Origin of the sequence: Rhodoferax sp. UBA5149, assembly GCF_002413825.1 — a bacterium.
In the GTDB taxonomy this organism is placed as follows: Bacteria; Pseudomonadota; Gammaproteobacteria; order Burkholderiales; family Burkholderiaceae_C; genus Rhodoferax.
This window is the reverse complement of sequence record NZ_DHXT01000162.1, coordinates 19,701-34,200: the sequence shown is the minus strand read 5'-3', so window position 1 is coordinate 34,200 and position 14,500 is coordinate 19,701. Positions and strand designations below refer to the sequence as shown.

Below are 14,500 nucleotides of genomic sequence, written 5' to 3'. Positions count from 1 at the left end.
AACGCCAGCATCCGGTCAATCGGCAGCCGGGCACGCACGCCCAAGGCAGGATCGACGTGAATTTCATTGGTCCCGGTTTCCAGCACATGGGCCAGCCCCGCCAGACTGTTCATGGCCATCCACGGGCAATGGGCGCAGCTCTTGCAGGTGGCGCTGTTACCGGCCGTGGGCGCTTCGATAAACAACTTGCCGGGATTGAGGCTGCGCAGCTTGTGCATCATGCCGTTGTCGGTGGCCACGATGAATTCTTTGGCGTTCATCTCATGCGCCGCCTTCAAAATGCCCGAGGTGGAACCGACCGCATCCGCCAGCGCAATCACATCGGCCGGCGATTCGGGGTGCACCAGCACTTTGGCGCCGGGGTGCTCCTTCATTAGCGCTGCCAACTCAAACGCCTTGAACTCGTCATGCACGATGCAGGAGCCGCCCCACATCACCATGTCGGCACCGGTCTCGCGCTGGATGTAGCTGCCCAGATGCCTATCGGGCGCCCACAAAATCTTGTGGCCCTTGTCTTTCAGCGCCCGCACAATGTCCAGCGCACAGCTGGAGGTCACCAGCCAATCGGAGCGAGCCTTCACCGCCGCACTGGTGTTGGCGTAGACCACCACGGTGCGGTCCGGGTGGGCATCGCAGAAGGCGCTGAAGTCGTCTATCGGGCAACCCAGGTCGAGCGAACACGTGGCGTCCAGGTCCGGCATCAAGACGCGCTTCTCAGGCGACAGGATTTTGGAGGTTTCACCCATGAATCGCACCCCCGACACCACCAGTGTGGTCGCGGGATGGTCGCGGCCAAAGCGGGCCATTTCCAGCGAATCGCTGACGATGCCACCGGTTTCTTCAGCCAGGTCCTGTAAATCCGGGTGCACGTAGTAGTGCGACACCATCACCGCATTGCGCTCTTTGAGCAGGCGGCGGATTTTGTCTTTCAGCGCAGTGCGCTCGGCCGGGCCAGGCTCCATCGGCACACGGGCCCACGCATGTTTGGTCGCGCAAATAGGGACGCTGGCCGCAGCGTCCTGTAGCGGCTGTTCGTATTCGACATCCATCACGGCATTAGAAATGGTACTCATCAAAAATCCTCAAAACGCATGGAAAAGTCAACCGCCTGGACGTCTTTGGTCAGGGCACCGATCGAAATGCGGTCCACCCCGGTGGCGGCAATATCGCGCACCGTGGACAGGTTCACGCCGCCCGACACTTCCAGAATCGCCCGCCCGGCATTGAGTTGCACCGCATCAACCAGCATGACCAGATTCATGTTGTCAAGCAACACCATCGTGGCACCGGCGTTCAAGGCTTCGGCCAGTTGGGACAGGGTTTCCACCTCAATCTCGACGAACTTGGCGCTGGGTGCCACCAGGGCGGCGCGCGCCAGCACGGCCGTGACCCCCCCTGCGGCGGCAATGTGGTTTTCCTTGATCAGGACGGCGTCGTACAAGCCAATACGGTGGTTGGTGCCACCGCCGGTACGCACCGCGTATTTCTGCGCCAGGCGCAGTCCGGGCAGCGTCTTGCGCGTGTCTACGATCTGCGCCCGGTTGCCGGGCACGCTCTGCACGGCATCCACAAAACTGGCGGTTTTGCTAGCGACGGCGCTGAGCAGTTGCAGAAAATTGAGGGCGGTACGCTCCGCCGTCAGCAGGGCACGGGCCGAGCCTTCCATTTCCAGCACGACTTGGTCCGGCGCGCAACGCTGGCCTTCCTGCACCCGCCAAGTGAGGCGCACCTCCGGGTCCACTTGTTGCAGCGCAGCCTGTGCCCAAGGAATGCCGCAAATGACCGCGGCTTCGCGCGCCAGCACATGGGCCCGGGCGCGGCGAGCCGGGTCAATCAGGCCCGCGGTCAGGTCACCTGATCCCACATCTTCCTGCAGGGCACGGGCCGCATCCACGCGGGCCAACTCAGCCACAGCGGTGGCGGAAAAATCAAAAAATGAGGTCATGGTGAGAAGCTTAGTAGCATTCATTCAGAAGGGGTAATTTAAAGGTGTGTTGCACTTCACTTTTGAGGCCGCCGGGGCTAGAGGCCGATTTCTTATAAAAATCGATCCAGAATTTTTTGACTCTCTTTATTCAGGTTCGCGCGGTCCCGAATCAGGAACTGGATGCCGTGCGAGTCCGTCACCAGCAGAATGGTCGGCCCGACACGACGAATGTCCTCCCCGCCGCGCAGGACAAAACGGGTTTCACCCCGGTCGGTCAAAACGCGCCAGGTGCAGGGCGTGGAAAAGCTGGTGACACTGGCAATGGTCAGAATTTCGGGCATGAACTCCCGCGTTTCCAATTCTTCCCGGATCAGCTGCTGGACCGGGGCAGGCACCGCCGACAGGCGGTCAATCCACGCCACTTCGTGGCCATCGGTATGCACCATGCCAATGCCGTCCTCCGGCGACTGGATGGGGAAGGCCCGTACCGGCACCACGCCTTCAAAAACCTCGCCCTCGGTCGTGGTCAGGACAAGCCGTCCGAACGCATTGCGGCTTAGCTGAAAATGGGGGGTGGCCATGGCTGTGCTGGTGTTCATTTGTCGTCTTTCACGTTATCGACCCTGACATTGCGTCTTCTATCGTCGTCCATGTCAACGTCCACATTGCGCGCCTGCGCCTGATACAGGTTGAAATACGCCCCCTCGGCCGCCATCAATGCATCGTGCGTGCCCACCTCCACGATGTGGCCCCGGTCCAGCACCACCAGCCGGTTGGCGCGGTGCAGGGTGGACAGGCGGTGGGCAATGGCGATGGTGGTGCGCCCTTGCACCAGATTCTCCAGCGCCTTCTGGATTTCCTTCTCGGTCTCGGAGTCGACCGACGAGGTCGCTTCGTCCAGGATCAGGATGCGCGGGTCAATCAACAGGGCGCGCGCAATCGAGATGCGCTGGCGCTCACCGCCGGACAAGCCCTGGCCGCGTTCCCCCACCATCGAATCGTAGCCCTGCGGCAGGCGCAGGATGAATTCATGCGCGTGCGCGGCACGGGCCGCTGCAATGATCTCGGCCTGCGTGGCGTGCGGTTTGCCATAGGCAATATTGTCGGCAATGGTGCCGAAAAAGAGAAACGGCTCCTGCAGCACCAGCCCGATGTTGCGGCGAAAGTCGGCGATGGGAAAGGAGCGCACATCGACGCCGTCGACCCGGATCGAGCCTTCCGACACATCGTAAAAGCGGCAGATCAGGTTCACCAGCGTGCTCTTGCCGGAGCCGCTGTGGCCGACCAGGCCGATCATCTCGCCCGGCTCAATGACCAGATTGATGCCCTTGTTGACTTCACGGTTGCCGTAGCGAAAACTCACCTCCGACAGTTCGATACGGCCTTCAACGCGGTCCAGCTTCACCGGCTGCGTCGGTTCCGGCACGCTGGAGACATGGTCCAGAATGTCAAAAATGCGTTTGGCGGCCGACGCCGACTTTTCGGTCACCGACACGATGCGGCTCATCGAATCAAGCCGACCGTAGAAACGGCTGATGTAGGCAATGAAGGCCATCAGCACGCCGACCGTGATGTCGGCCCTGGACACCAGCCAGATGCCAAATGCCCACACCACCAGCAGCCCCAGCTCGGTGAGCAAGGAGACACTGGGCGAGAACAGGGACCAGATCTTGTTGATCTTGTCATTCACCGCCAGATTGTGTTTATTCGCCTCCCGAAAACGCGCCACCTCGCGGTTTTCCTGGGCAAACGCCTTCACCACGCGCACACCGGGAATGGTGTCGGCCAGCACGCTGGTGACTTCGGACCAGACCCGGTCAATCTTCTCGAACCCGGTTTGTAGCCGGAAGCGCACGGCATGAATCATCCAGACGATGAAAGGCAACGGCACCAGCGTGACCAGCGCCAGCCAGGGGTTGATGGAGAACAGAATGATCGCCGTCATCAACAGCATCAGGATGTCGGAGGCAAAGTCAAGCAGGTGCAACGACAGGAACACGCAAATCCGGTCACTCTCGCTGCCAATGCGTGACATCAGATCGCCGGTGCGCTTGCCGCCAAAATACTCCAGCGACATGCGCAGCAGGTGCTCGTAGGTGGTGGTGCGCAGGTCGGCGCCGATGCGCTCGGATACCAGCGCCAGGATGTAGGTCTTGGCCCAGGACAAGCCCCAGGCCAGCAGCGCCGCACCAAACAGGCCCGACAGATACAGCGCGACCAGCATGGGATCAATGTGCTGGCCGTTTTGAAACGGAATCAGCACCTCGTCCATCAAGGGCATGGCCAGATAGGGCGGCACCAGACTGGCCGCCGTGCCTAAGAGCGTCAGCACAAAACCCGCCAGCAGCTGGCCGCGGTAGGGCTTGGCAAAGCGCCACAGCCGCAGCAGCGTCCAGGTTGACGGCGGGGTGTGGATGACTTTGGTGCAAATCGGGCACTCATCCTGATCGGGTTCCAGCGGCGCCTTGCAACTCGGACAGCGCCGACCTTCCGGCAGGGCCACCGGTTGACCGCTGACGTGGCTTTGCACCTGAAGCTGGAATTGATCGAGCAGCCGAATCGCCTGCAGATTGCGCCCGAGGGTGAAGCGCCAGGTCGCCAGCAAGCCCTGCGCATCCATCAGCTCCAGATGACCGACCCCGGCATGGTCATGGTGCTTGAGCGTCAGACCCGGCCGGTAGGGCCAGACGCGCCAAGTCGCATCCGGCGCGCGACTTAACAGACGCTGGTTGGTGACGAGCACCAAGCCTTTGACAAAACGAAGTTGGGTATCGAGGTCAACCTCCAGCGTGGCTAAAACGTTTTCTGCTGTTTGGAGCTGAGCTCGGACCTCCGAGCGCCAATCAGCCGGGATTTCGTTTAACAATGTATCTGAAGCAGGGATTTCGTTTGTCATTTAGGCCAGATGATTCTGCGGGTGGACGGTGGTAAGCCGGACCAGGGTCGATTGCGAACTGCAATAGACTCAACGAGATTACGCTTGACGCCGATTTTTTGAACTACCCCAAGTATTTAGATTCATGACGACGAAGAACATTCAATTGCTACGGGTTACCCATCTGCGCGGCCCCAATATCTGGACTTACCGTCCGGTGATCGAAGCCTGGGTCGATATCGGCGTACTGGAAGACTATCCTTCCAACACCCTCCCCGGATTTTATGAGCGTTTGACCGCGCTGCTGCCCGCCCTGGTAGAACACCGCTGTGGCGTCGGTGAACCTGGCGGCTTTTTGGAGCGCCTGCGCGAGGGCACCTGGGCCGGGCATATTCTTGAACACGTGGTGCTGGAACTGCAAAATTTGGCTGGCATGCGCACCGGCTTTGGCAAGACCCGGCAGACTTCGGTGCGGGGCGTATACAAGCTGGCCTTTCGGACGCGGCAAGAACAAGTCGGCCGTGCTGCGCTAGAAGCAGGCCGGGATCTCGTGATGGCCGCCATCGAGAATCATTCGTATGACGTGACGGCCACGGTGGCCAAACTGCGCGACATGGTCGATTCGCTGTGCCTCGGGCCCAGCACCGCGCATATCGTCGAAGCCGCCACCGCGCGCGGCATCCCCCATATCCGCCTGACCGACAGCAATCTGGTGCAACTCGGCCATGGCGCCAGCCAACGCCGGATCTGGACGGCAGAAACCGATCAGACCAGTGCCATTGCCGAAGAAATTGCCAGCGACAAGAATTTGACCAAGTCCCTGCTGCAGTCGTGTGGCGTGCCGGTGCCACAAGGGCAACTGGTCAAAACCGCAGAAGAGGCCTGGGAAGCCGCCCAAGACATCGGACTGCCGGTCGTGCTCAAGCCGTATGACGGCAACCATGGGCGTGGTGTCTCGCTGGATCTGACATCCCGCAAAGATATCGAAGCCGCTTTTTTGCTGGCCCGACGCAAGGGAGGCGGCAGCGTCATCGTCGAGCAATTCATTGCCGGGAACGAACATCGGCTTCTGGTGGTCGGCAAACGCGTCGTGGCAGCAGCGCGCGGCGAAACCGCCTGGGTCACGGGCGATGGCCAGTCCAACATCATTGAACTGGTCGACAGTCAGATCAATACCGACCCGCGACGCGGCGAGGGTGAGGACGCGCCACTGAACAGCTTGCGCCCGCATGAGGCAGCAGAAATCATTCTTGAGATGGAGCGCCAGGGCTTCACCGCCTACGCCGTGCCCACCAATGGCGAAAAGGTGCTGATTCAGCGCAATGGCAACGTCGCCTTTGATGTGTCCGACCACATCCATCCCAGCGTTGCCGCCGCAGCGGCCTTGGCCGCACGCGTCGTCGGTCTTGATATTGCCGGTGTTGACATGGTGCTGGAGGACATCAGCCGCCCCCTGGCGGAACAGCGCGGCGCCGTGGTCGAAGTCAATGCCAGTCCCGGCCTGCTGGCCCATCTCAAGCCGGCGACCGGGCAGCCACGTCCGGTTGGCAAGGCCATCATCGAACACCTGTTCGGCGCCGATAAAAACGGCCGCATTCCCGTGGTCGGCGTCACCGGCACCCAGGACAGCACGCGCATTGCACGCCTGATCGCCTGGTTGCTCCACATCAGCGGCAAGCATGTCGGTCTGGCCTGCAAGGATGGCTTCTTCCTTGGCGCCCGGCAGGTCGAGGCGAAGGACTGCGTCAACTGGGACGCCGGACAGCGCCTGCTCATCAACCGCACGGTGGATGCCGCGGTGTATGAAAACAGCAGCCGCATGATTCTGAGTGAAGGCCTGGCCTATGACAAGTGCACGGTCGGTGTGGTGACGGATGTCAGCGGCTTTGAAGCCCTGACCGAGTTCTACATTGATGACGAGGACAGGCTTTACAACGTGGTGCGCACGCAGATCGATGTGATCTTGCCGCATGGTACTGCCGTGCTCAACGCCGCCGACCCCCAGGTGGTGGAGATGGCACCCCTGTGTGATGGCAAGGTGATTTTTTACGCCCAGGATCCCCAGCTTGAAGCCCTCACCACGCACCGAGCCTGTGGCGAGCGTGTGCTCTTCGTGCGCGACAGGCAGATCGTGCTAGCCCTGGGCCTGGAAGAAGTGGCGTTGATACCTCTTGCCTCCATGAAACCGACCAAGGCTGAGAAACCTGACATGGTGATGGCGGCCATGGCCGCCGCATGGGCCTTGGGCGTCACTCCCGAACTGATCGTTGCTGGCCTGCGCACTTTTGAGTCAGACCCCAAGAAAAACCAATAACTTATGGACATCTCACGCATCCGGGCCCTCCGCGGCCCCAACCTCTGGAGCAATCACACCGCCATTGAGGCGGTCGTGACCTGCACACCTGAGGAGTGCGCGCTGCGCACACGCGACGGTTTCGAGGGTCGTCTGCGCGCACGCTTCCCGGAACTCAGCCCGCTGCAGCCAACCGGACACGATGACACGGTGCCCATGGCGCATGTACTCGAACTGGCTGCGCTGGACCTGCAGGCCCAAGCCGGCTGTCCGGTCACCTTCAGCCGAACGACGGCCACCCTCGACCCCACCGTCTACCAAGTCGTGGTGGCGTATTCAGAGGAAGCCGTCGGCCGTCTGGCACTGGAGCTGGCCGAATCCCTGTGCCTGGCAGCACAAAACGATACCCCCTTCGACCTGGAGAAATCGCTGGAGCAGCTGCGCGAGCTCGACGAGGATGTGCGCCTGGGGCCGAGCACCGGCGCCATCGCCCTGGCGGCGATCGCGCGCAACATTCCCTACCGCCGCATGACGCAAGGCAGCATGATCATGTTCGGCTGGGGCAGCCGCCAGCGCCGCATCCAGGCGGCTGAAATGGACGTCACCAGTGCCATTGCAGAAGCCATTGCCCAGGACAAGCAACTCACCAAGAAATTGCTGGCGGCCGCCGGCGTGCCAGTCCCGCTCGGCCGCGAGGTGGCGACGCCCGACGATGCCTGGACCGCCGCCGGTGAAGTCGGCCTGCCCGTCGTGATCAAGCCCAAAGGGGGTAACCAGGGCAAAGGCGTGACGGTCAACATCAGTTCGCGTGAGCAGCTACTGGCGGCTTACGCGGCCGCCGCTGCATTCGACGATGAAATCCTGGTCGAGCGCTACATTCCCGGCAACGACTTTCGCCTGCTGGTAGTCGGCAACAAGTTAGTGGCAGCGGCGCGTCGTGACCCGCCCCATGTGGTGGGTGATGGCAGCCACACCATCCGCGAACTGGTGGAGCAGGTCAACAAGGATCCGCGCCGTGGGTCGGGACACGCCACCTCGCTGACCAAGATCCGCTTTGACGATATTGCCTTGGCCTGCCTGATCTCCCAAGGCTTCCAAGCCGACTCGGTGCCAACCAAGGGCCAACGCGTCACCTTGCGCCGCAACGCCAATCTGTCCACCGGTGGCTCGGCCACCGATGTCACCGACGACGTCCACCCCGAAGTGGCGGCACACGCCGTGGCAGCCGCGCAGATGGTGGGGCTCGATATTTGCGGCGTGGACATGGTCTGCGACAGCATCCTGCACCCGCTCGAAGAACAGGGCGGTGGCGTGGTCGAGGTCAATGCCGCACCGGGCCTGCGCATGCACCTCTCGCCGTCCTACGGCAAGGGACGCCCGGTGGGCAAAGCCATCATCGCCAGCATGTTTGGCGAGCATGAGAATGGCCGTATTCCGCTGGTGGCCGTGACCGGCACCAACGGCAAAACCACCACCGTGCGCCTGATCTCGCACCTGCTGGCCCAGAGCAGCCTGCGCGTGGGCATGACCAATACCGATGGTGTCTACATTGCTGGCCAGCGCATCGACACCGGCGACTGCAGCGGCCCCAAGAGTGCGCGCAATGTGCTGCAGCACCCCGACGTGGACGCGGCGGTGCTTGAGACCGCCCGCGGCGGCATGTTGCGCGAAGGGCTGGCATTTGACCGTTGCGATGTAGCGGTGGTCACCAATGTCGGTAGCGGCGACCATCTGGGCCTGAACTACATCACGACGGTTGAGGATCTGGCCGTGCTCAAGCGTGTGATCGTGCAAAACATCTCAGATGAAGGTGTGGCCGTGCTCAACGCGGCCGATCCTATCGTGGCCGCCATGGCCGGCTACTGCCGCGGATCAGTCACCTTTTTTGCCGCGGACCGGAGCCATCCGGTCATGGCCACCCATTTGGCCCAGGGGCACCGCGCTGTCTTTGTCGAAGATGGTTGCCTGGTCGCCGCCGAAGGCAAGTTAAAGCACAAGGTGCCGTTGTCCGACGTGCCAATCACCTATCAGGGCAGCATCGGCTTCCAGGTGGAAAACGTCATGGCTGCGGTGGCTGCGGCCTGGGGCTTGGGACTGGAATGGGACACCTTGCAGCAAGGACTGGCCAGTTTTGTGAACGACAGCGACAACGCACTCGGCCGCTTCAACCTGTTCAGCTACCGGGGTGCCACGGTCATCGCCGACTACGGCCACAACCCGGATGCCATTGCGGCACTGGTCCGGGCGGTGGAGAACATGCCCGCCAGGCGCCGCTCGGTGGTGATCAGCGGTGCCGGCGACCGGCGCGATGAGGACATCCGCCAGCAGACCGAAATCCTGGGTCAGGCCTTTGACGAGGTGGTGCTCTACCAGGACCAGTGCCAACGAGGACGCGCCGATGGTGAGGTGCTGGCATTGCTGCGTGCTGGACTCATCAACGCCAGGCGCACCAAGTCCATCCATGAAATTCAGGGTGAGTTCCTCGCCATTGACACCGCCATGGACAAGTTGTGCGAGGGCGACTTGTGCCTGATTCTGGTGGATCAGGTGGACGAGGCGCTGGCCCACATCGCGGCGCGGATTGAAAAGGACAAGAACTGAGCGCGGTGGAGCGCAAGTGCTAGGCCGGCGTCAGTCAATGCTCAGTTTAGCTCGTTCGCCGGATCGCGGCCCATGAGGGCTGCAACCGCCTGCTCGGGTTTGATCTGCCCGTCCAGCAAGGCCACCACACTCTGTGCAATCGGCATCTCGATACCCAGACCCTGTGCGCGCTGCACCACGGTTCGGGCGCAATAAACTCCCTCCGCCACATGGCCCAGCGACGCCACCGCTTGTTGCAGGGTCTGGCCGCGGGCCAGCGCCAGACCGACCTGCCGGTTGCGCGACAAATCGCCCGTGGCGGTGAGCACCAGATCGCCCAGTCCACTCAGCCCCATGAAGGTTTCCGCCCTGGCACCCAAGGCCAAGCCCAGACGCGTCATCTCGGCCAGGCCCCGGGTAATCAGCGCCGCGCGGGCATTGAGGCCCAGATGCAGGCCGTCACACAAGCCGGTGGCAATGGCCAGCACATTTTTGACGGCGCCGCCCACCTCCACACCGACGATGTCGTCATTGGCGTAGACCCGCACGGTGGGGCTGTGAAAAGCCGCCACCAGCGCGTCGCGCACCGCCGCATGGCCACTGGCGGCCACCAGCGCGGTCGGCTGGCCACGCGCCACTTCGAGCGCAAAGCTGGGGCCACTGAGCACACCCGCTATTAAATCAGGAGCAACTTGCGCTTGTATTTCGTGGGCTAGCAGCCCAAAAGGCTCTGAAGTCGGGGCTTCAAAGCCCTTGCACAACCAGGCCACCGGCATCCGGCAGGTACTTAGACGAACCAGTGTGGCGCGCAGGCCCGCCATCGGCGTGGCCACGATGACCAGATCAGCCCCGGCGACGAGGTGGCCGAGCTGGTCTGGCGCCGCCAGGTCGAGCGAACTGACATTCAAGGTAGGCGGCAGCGTGATACCGGGCAAGTAACGCACATTTTCACGTTGCGCCTGCATGGCAGACGCCTGGTCGGCATCGCGCGCCCACAGTGTCACGCGGTGCTCAGCCAGCGGGTTGCTGCCCGCGCTGACGGCCAGCGCCGTGCCCCAGGCACCGGCTCCAAGCACTACGATTTTCATAGCGTGTTACGCCCTGAATTCGGGGGCTAGAGGGCTAAATAGTTAAAATCCCTTACTGGGTGACGATGCGCGGCGCATTCTCGGCGGCAGCGGCCTGCTGCTGCTCGAACATCGCCTGAAAATTGATTTCCGTCAGGTGCACGGGCGGAAAGCCGCCGCGTTGAATCAGGTCGGCCACGTTGCCGCGCAGGTAGGGGTAGACGATTTGCGGGCAGGCGATGCCCATGATCTGGCTCATCTGGTCTTGCGGCAAATTGCGAATCTCGAAAATACCAGCTTGCGTGGCTTCCACCAGAAACACGGTTTTGTCCTTGATCTTGGTCTGCACCGTCGCGGTGACGGTGACTTCGAAAATGCCTTCAGCCACCGGCGCGGCGTTCACGCCCAGCTGGATGTCCACCGTGGGGGATTCCTGTTCCAGCAGGATGGCGGGTGAGTTGGGTTGCTCCAGCGACGCTTCTTTGAGGTAAACGCGCTGAATCTGGAAAACGGGGGCTTCTTGGTCGGACATGGGATTTCCTTAATGAATTGAGGACAGAGCGGGCTTGGCCAGGCGCCAAGCTGCGCTCGGTCCCGCAAGGTTTTTGTTGAGAACAAAGTCCGCTCTGGAATTATTTGAGCGGGCACACGATCGGGGTCGAGCGAGATTATGTCAGGTGGCGGCGTTCAGCAATGGCGTCAAGCCGCCCTGCCCGTCCAGCGCCACCAGGTCATCACAGCCACCCACATGCGTCTGGCCAATAAATATTTGCGGTACGGTGCGCCGCCCGGTCATTTCCATCATTTTCATGCGTTGAACCGGATCGGTGTCGATACGGATTTCTTCGATCTGGGCAACGCCTTTGGCCTTGAGAATCTGCTTGGCTTGCATGCAGTAGGGGCAGACGGCGGTGGTGTACATTTTGACGGCTTGCATAGGTATTTTCTTTTGGTATTCAGGCTTTTTCAACCGGCAGGTTGGCCGTTTTCCAGGCGCCCAGGCCACCGCCCAAAGACTGAGCCTGCTCATAGCCCAGCTTTTTGGCGATTGCCACCGCGCGGCCTGAGCGAGCGCCGGTCTGGCACACCAGAATGACGGGCAGTGCCTTGTTCTTCACCGCATTGGGCAATTTTTCTTCGAGCTGATTCAGAGGAATATTTTTAGCGCCACCCACATGGCCGGCCGCGAACTCATTGGTTTCACACACGTCGATGACCACCGCTTTCTCGCGGTTGATGAGCTGCACGGCACCTTCCGCCGTCAAGGATCCCCCGGTTGCGCCCTTGAGCACCGGCCAAAACAGCAAGCCGGCCGAGGCCAGCGCGACGCCCATGAGCATCCAGTTGTCGAGAATAAATTTCACTTTTTTCCTTGTAAGTAGCTGACAGTAAACCTCGCATTTTAGAATGCAGGGGTTCTCAGCGCATTCAACCTTCGTTTTGCCCCGGCCTGACCCTTCAAAAACACCATGCACAAACTAGTTCTCATCCGCCACGGCGAATCCACCTGGAACCTTGATAACCGCTTCACCGGCTGGACCGATGTCGATCTGACACCCACTGGCATTGAGCAAGCCAAAAACGCCGGGCGCCTGCTGCGGGCCGAAGGTTTTGAGTTTGATGTGGCCTACACCAGCGTTCTCAAGCGCGCCACCCGCACCCTGTGGCATGTGCTGGACGAGATGGACCGCACCTGGTTGCCGGTAGTCAACAGTTGGCGGCTCAACGAGCGCCATTACGGCGCCTTGCAAGGGCTCAACAAAGCCGAAGTCGCCAAACAATATGGCGACGCCCAAGTGCTGTTGTGGCGTCGCAGCTACGACACCCCGCCGCCTGCCCTGGAAGCGACAGACCCGCGTTGCGAACGCGGGGACCTGCGTTACGCCAAGCTGCGGCCGGACCAAGTCCCCTTGACCGAATGCCTGAAAGACACGGTGGCGCGGGTGATGCCGTTCTGGAACGAAGCCCTGGCGCCGGCGATTCAAAAAGGCAAGCGCGTGGTGGTGGCGGCGCACGGCAACTCGATCCGGGCGTTGGTGAAATACCTGGACAATATTTCCGACAATGACATCGTGGGTCTGAACATCCCCAACGGCATTCCGCTGGTGTATGAGCTGGACGACGAGCTCAAACCGATCCGCCATTACTACCTGGGTGACGCCGAGGCCGCTGCCAAAGCCGCTGCGGCCGTGGCATCCCAAGGTAAAGCTTGAGTAAATAGGGAACCACCCCATATGCCAACCGTCCAACCATGTATATTGGATCGGTACAGGAGTATTTATGCGTCAAAAATTTAAAATTGCTGGCTGGGTTTCTCTGGGTGTCTTGGCCGGCACCTTGACCACTGTTTCGCTCCAGACCGTGGCGCGCGGCACGCTGGCGCCGCTGCCGCTCGAAGAGTTGCAGCAGCTGGCCGCCGTATTTGGTATGGTCAAAAGCAACTACGTCGAGCCCGTCGACGATAAGAAACTCATCACCGATGCCATCGTGGGCATGGTGTCCAGCCTCGATCCGCATTCGCAGTACCTCGACAAAAAGGCGCTCAAGGAGTTCAACGAAGGCACGACCGGCAAATTTGTCGGCGTCGGCATCGAAATCTCGCAGGAAGATGGTCTGATCAAGGTCGTGTCGCCGATCGAAGGTTCACCCGCGTTTCGGGCCGGCATCAAACCCAATGATTTGATCCTCAAGATCGATGACACCCCGGTCAAGGGTCTGGCGCTCAGCGAAGGCGTCAAGCGCATGCGCGGTGAACCCAATACCAAAGTGCTGCTCACCATTTTGCGCAAGTCCGAGAACCGCAGCTTCCCGGTCTCGATCACGCGTGAGGAAATTCGCACCCAGTCCGTGCGCAGCAAGGTGGTTGAACCGGGCTACGCGTGGATTCGCCTGAGCCAGTTCCAGGAACGCACAGTGGAAGACTTTGCGCGCAAGGCCGAAGAGATCTACAAGCAGGAGCCGAAACTCAAGGGCTTGGTGCTTGACCTGCGTAACGATCCGGGCGGCTATCTGGACGCGGCGGTGGCGATATCAGCCGCATTTTTGCCAGAAAACGTCACCGTGGTGTCGGCCAACGGCCAACTGGCCGCGAGCAAGTTCACCTACAAGGCAGCACCCGAGTTTTACCAGCGCCGCGGCGGCACCGACCCCCTGAAGCACCTCAATGAGGTGACCAAGGGCGCATTGAAAAGCGTGCCCCTGGTGGTGCTGGTCAATGAAGGCTCGGCTTCCGCCAGCGAAATCGTGGCCGGTGCGCTGCAAGACTACAAGCGTGCCAAACTTTTGGGCAATCAGACCTTCGGCAAGGGTTCCGTGCAAACCGCGGTGTGCCTCGACCCGTCATTCCGCATGGACAACTGTCCGACCGCGGGCCTGAAACTCACCACCAGCCGTTACTACACGCCGAGCGGCAAATCCATTCAAGCCAAAGGCATCGTGCCCGATGTCATGGTGGACGAAAGCGAGGAAGGCAACCTGTTTGCGGCGCTGCGCACCCGCGAGGCCGACCTGGAAAAACACCTGAACAGTGGCCAAGGCGAAGAAAAGAAGGATGAAGTCCGCGAAAAAGCACGGGAAGATGCCCGTAAAAGGCTGGAAGAAGAACTCAAAAAACCGCCGACCGAGCGCAAGATTCCAGAGTACGGGTCTGACAAGGATTTCCAGCTAATCCAGGCCATCAACCAGCTCAAGGGTCGCCCCGTCATGGTCAGCAAGACCTTGATTGAACGCGAGGAAGAGAAGAAAGTAAACTAAAAAAC

12 protein-coding genes are annotated in these 14,500 nt (G+C 61.1%); 4 read left to right on the top strand and 8 right to left on the bottom strand.

Going from position 1 to position 14,500, the window contains the following annotated elements; genetic code table 11:
* The 4 genes from nadA to B3V69_RS14890 form a co-directional block, all read right to left on the bottom strand.
* A partial coding sequence (gene nadA, locus B3V69_RS14905) for a quinolinate synthase NadA (RefSeq protein ID WP_296447798.1) occupies nucleotides 1-1,073 on the bottom strand: 1,073 nt, incomplete at its 3' end.
* On the bottom strand, nucleotides 1,073-1,945 hold the full coding sequence (gene nadC / locus B3V69_RS14900) for a carboxylating nicotinate-nucleotide diphosphorylase (RefSeq protein ID WP_296447797.1): 873 nt from the start codon (nucleotides 1,943-1,945) through the stop codon (nucleotides 1,073-1,075). The genes nadC and nadA, both read right to left, overlap by 1 nt.
* 92 nt (nucleotides 1,946-2,037) lie before the next feature.
* Nucleotides 2,038-2,526, bottom strand: coding sequence for a DUF1854 domain-containing protein (locus B3V69_RS14895; protein ID WP_296447796.1), 489 nt, complete (start codon nucleotides 2,524-2,526; stop codon nucleotides 2,038-2,040).
* Nucleotides 2,523-4,823, bottom strand: a complete 2,301-nt coding sequence (locus tag B3V69_RS14890; RefSeq protein WP_296447795.1) for an ABC transporter ATP-binding protein — start codon at nucleotides 4,821-4,823, stop codon at nucleotides 2,523-2,525. The genes B3V69_RS14895 and B3V69_RS14890 overlap by 4 nt, the downstream gene beginning before the upstream one ends.
* Nucleotides 4,824-4,947: 124 nt before the next feature.
* On the opposite strand from B3V69_RS14890, the gene cphA (B3V69_RS14885) reads away from it, so the two are divergent.
* Together cphA (B3V69_RS14885) and cphA (B3V69_RS14880) are read left to right on the top strand one after the other, a co-directional pair.
* Entirely contained in the window at nucleotides 4,948-7,116 is a 2,169-nt protein-coding gene (gene cphA / locus B3V69_RS14885) for a cyanophycin synthetase (protein ID WP_296447794.1), read from the top strand.
* Nucleotides 7,117-7,119: 3 nt separating this feature from the next.
* Nucleotides 7,120-9,696: a cyanophycin synthetase gene (gene cphA / locus B3V69_RS14880; protein WP_296447793.1), complete on the top strand. Its 2,577-nt coding sequence runs from the start codon at nucleotides 7,120-7,122 to the stop codon at nucleotides 9,694-9,696.
* Nucleotides 9,697-9,737: 41 nt separating this feature from the next.
* Here cphA (B3V69_RS14880) and B3V69_RS14875 read toward each other — a convergent pair whose 3' ends face one another.
* From B3V69_RS14875 to B3V69_RS14860, 4 genes are all read right to left on the bottom strand, one after another.
* Nucleotides 9,738-10,763: an NAD(P)H-dependent glycerol-3-phosphate dehydrogenase gene (locus B3V69_RS14875; protein ID WP_296447792.1), complete on the bottom strand. Its 1,026-nt coding sequence runs from the start codon at nucleotides 10,761-10,763 to the stop codon at nucleotides 9,738-9,740.
* Between the two features lie 52 nt (nucleotides 10,764-10,815).
* On the bottom strand, nucleotides 10,816-11,274 hold the full coding sequence (gene secB, locus B3V69_RS14870; RefSeq protein ID WP_296447791.1) for a protein-export chaperone SecB: 459 nt from the start codon (nucleotides 11,272-11,274) through the stop codon (nucleotides 10,816-10,818).
* Nucleotides 11,275-11,415: 141 nt separating this feature from the next.
* Complete coding sequence (gene grxC / locus B3V69_RS14865) at nucleotides 11,416-11,679, bottom strand: glutaredoxin 3 (protein WP_296447790.1); 264 nt, start codon at nucleotides 11,677-11,679, stop codon at nucleotides 11,416-11,418.
* Nucleotides 11,680-11,698: 19 nt separating this feature from the next.
* Nucleotides 11,699-12,106 carry a rhodanese-like domain-containing protein gene (locus B3V69_RS14860; protein WP_296447789.1) on the bottom strand — a complete coding sequence of 136 codons (408 nt, stop codon included), beginning with the start codon at nucleotides 12,104-12,106 and terminating at the stop codon, nucleotides 11,699-11,701.
* A gap of 105 nt (nucleotides 12,107-12,211) precedes the next feature.
* Here B3V69_RS14860 and gpmA point away from each other — a divergent pair, with 105 nt between their 5' ends.
* Both gpmA and B3V69_RS14850 read left to right on the top strand, forming a co-directional pair.
* A complete protein-coding gene (gene gpmA, locus B3V69_RS14855) occupies nucleotides 12,212-12,955 on the top strand; it encodes a 2,3-diphosphoglycerate-dependent phosphoglycerate mutase (protein ID WP_296447788.1) in 744 nt (247 codons plus the stop codon).
* Between the two features lie 67 nt (nucleotides 12,956-13,022).
* Nucleotides 13,023-14,495, top strand: coding sequence for a S41 family peptidase (locus B3V69_RS14850; protein WP_296447787.1), 1,473 nt, complete (start codon nucleotides 13,023-13,025; stop codon nucleotides 14,493-14,495).
* The last annotated feature ends 5 nt before the right edge of the window (nucleotides 14,496-14,500 follow it).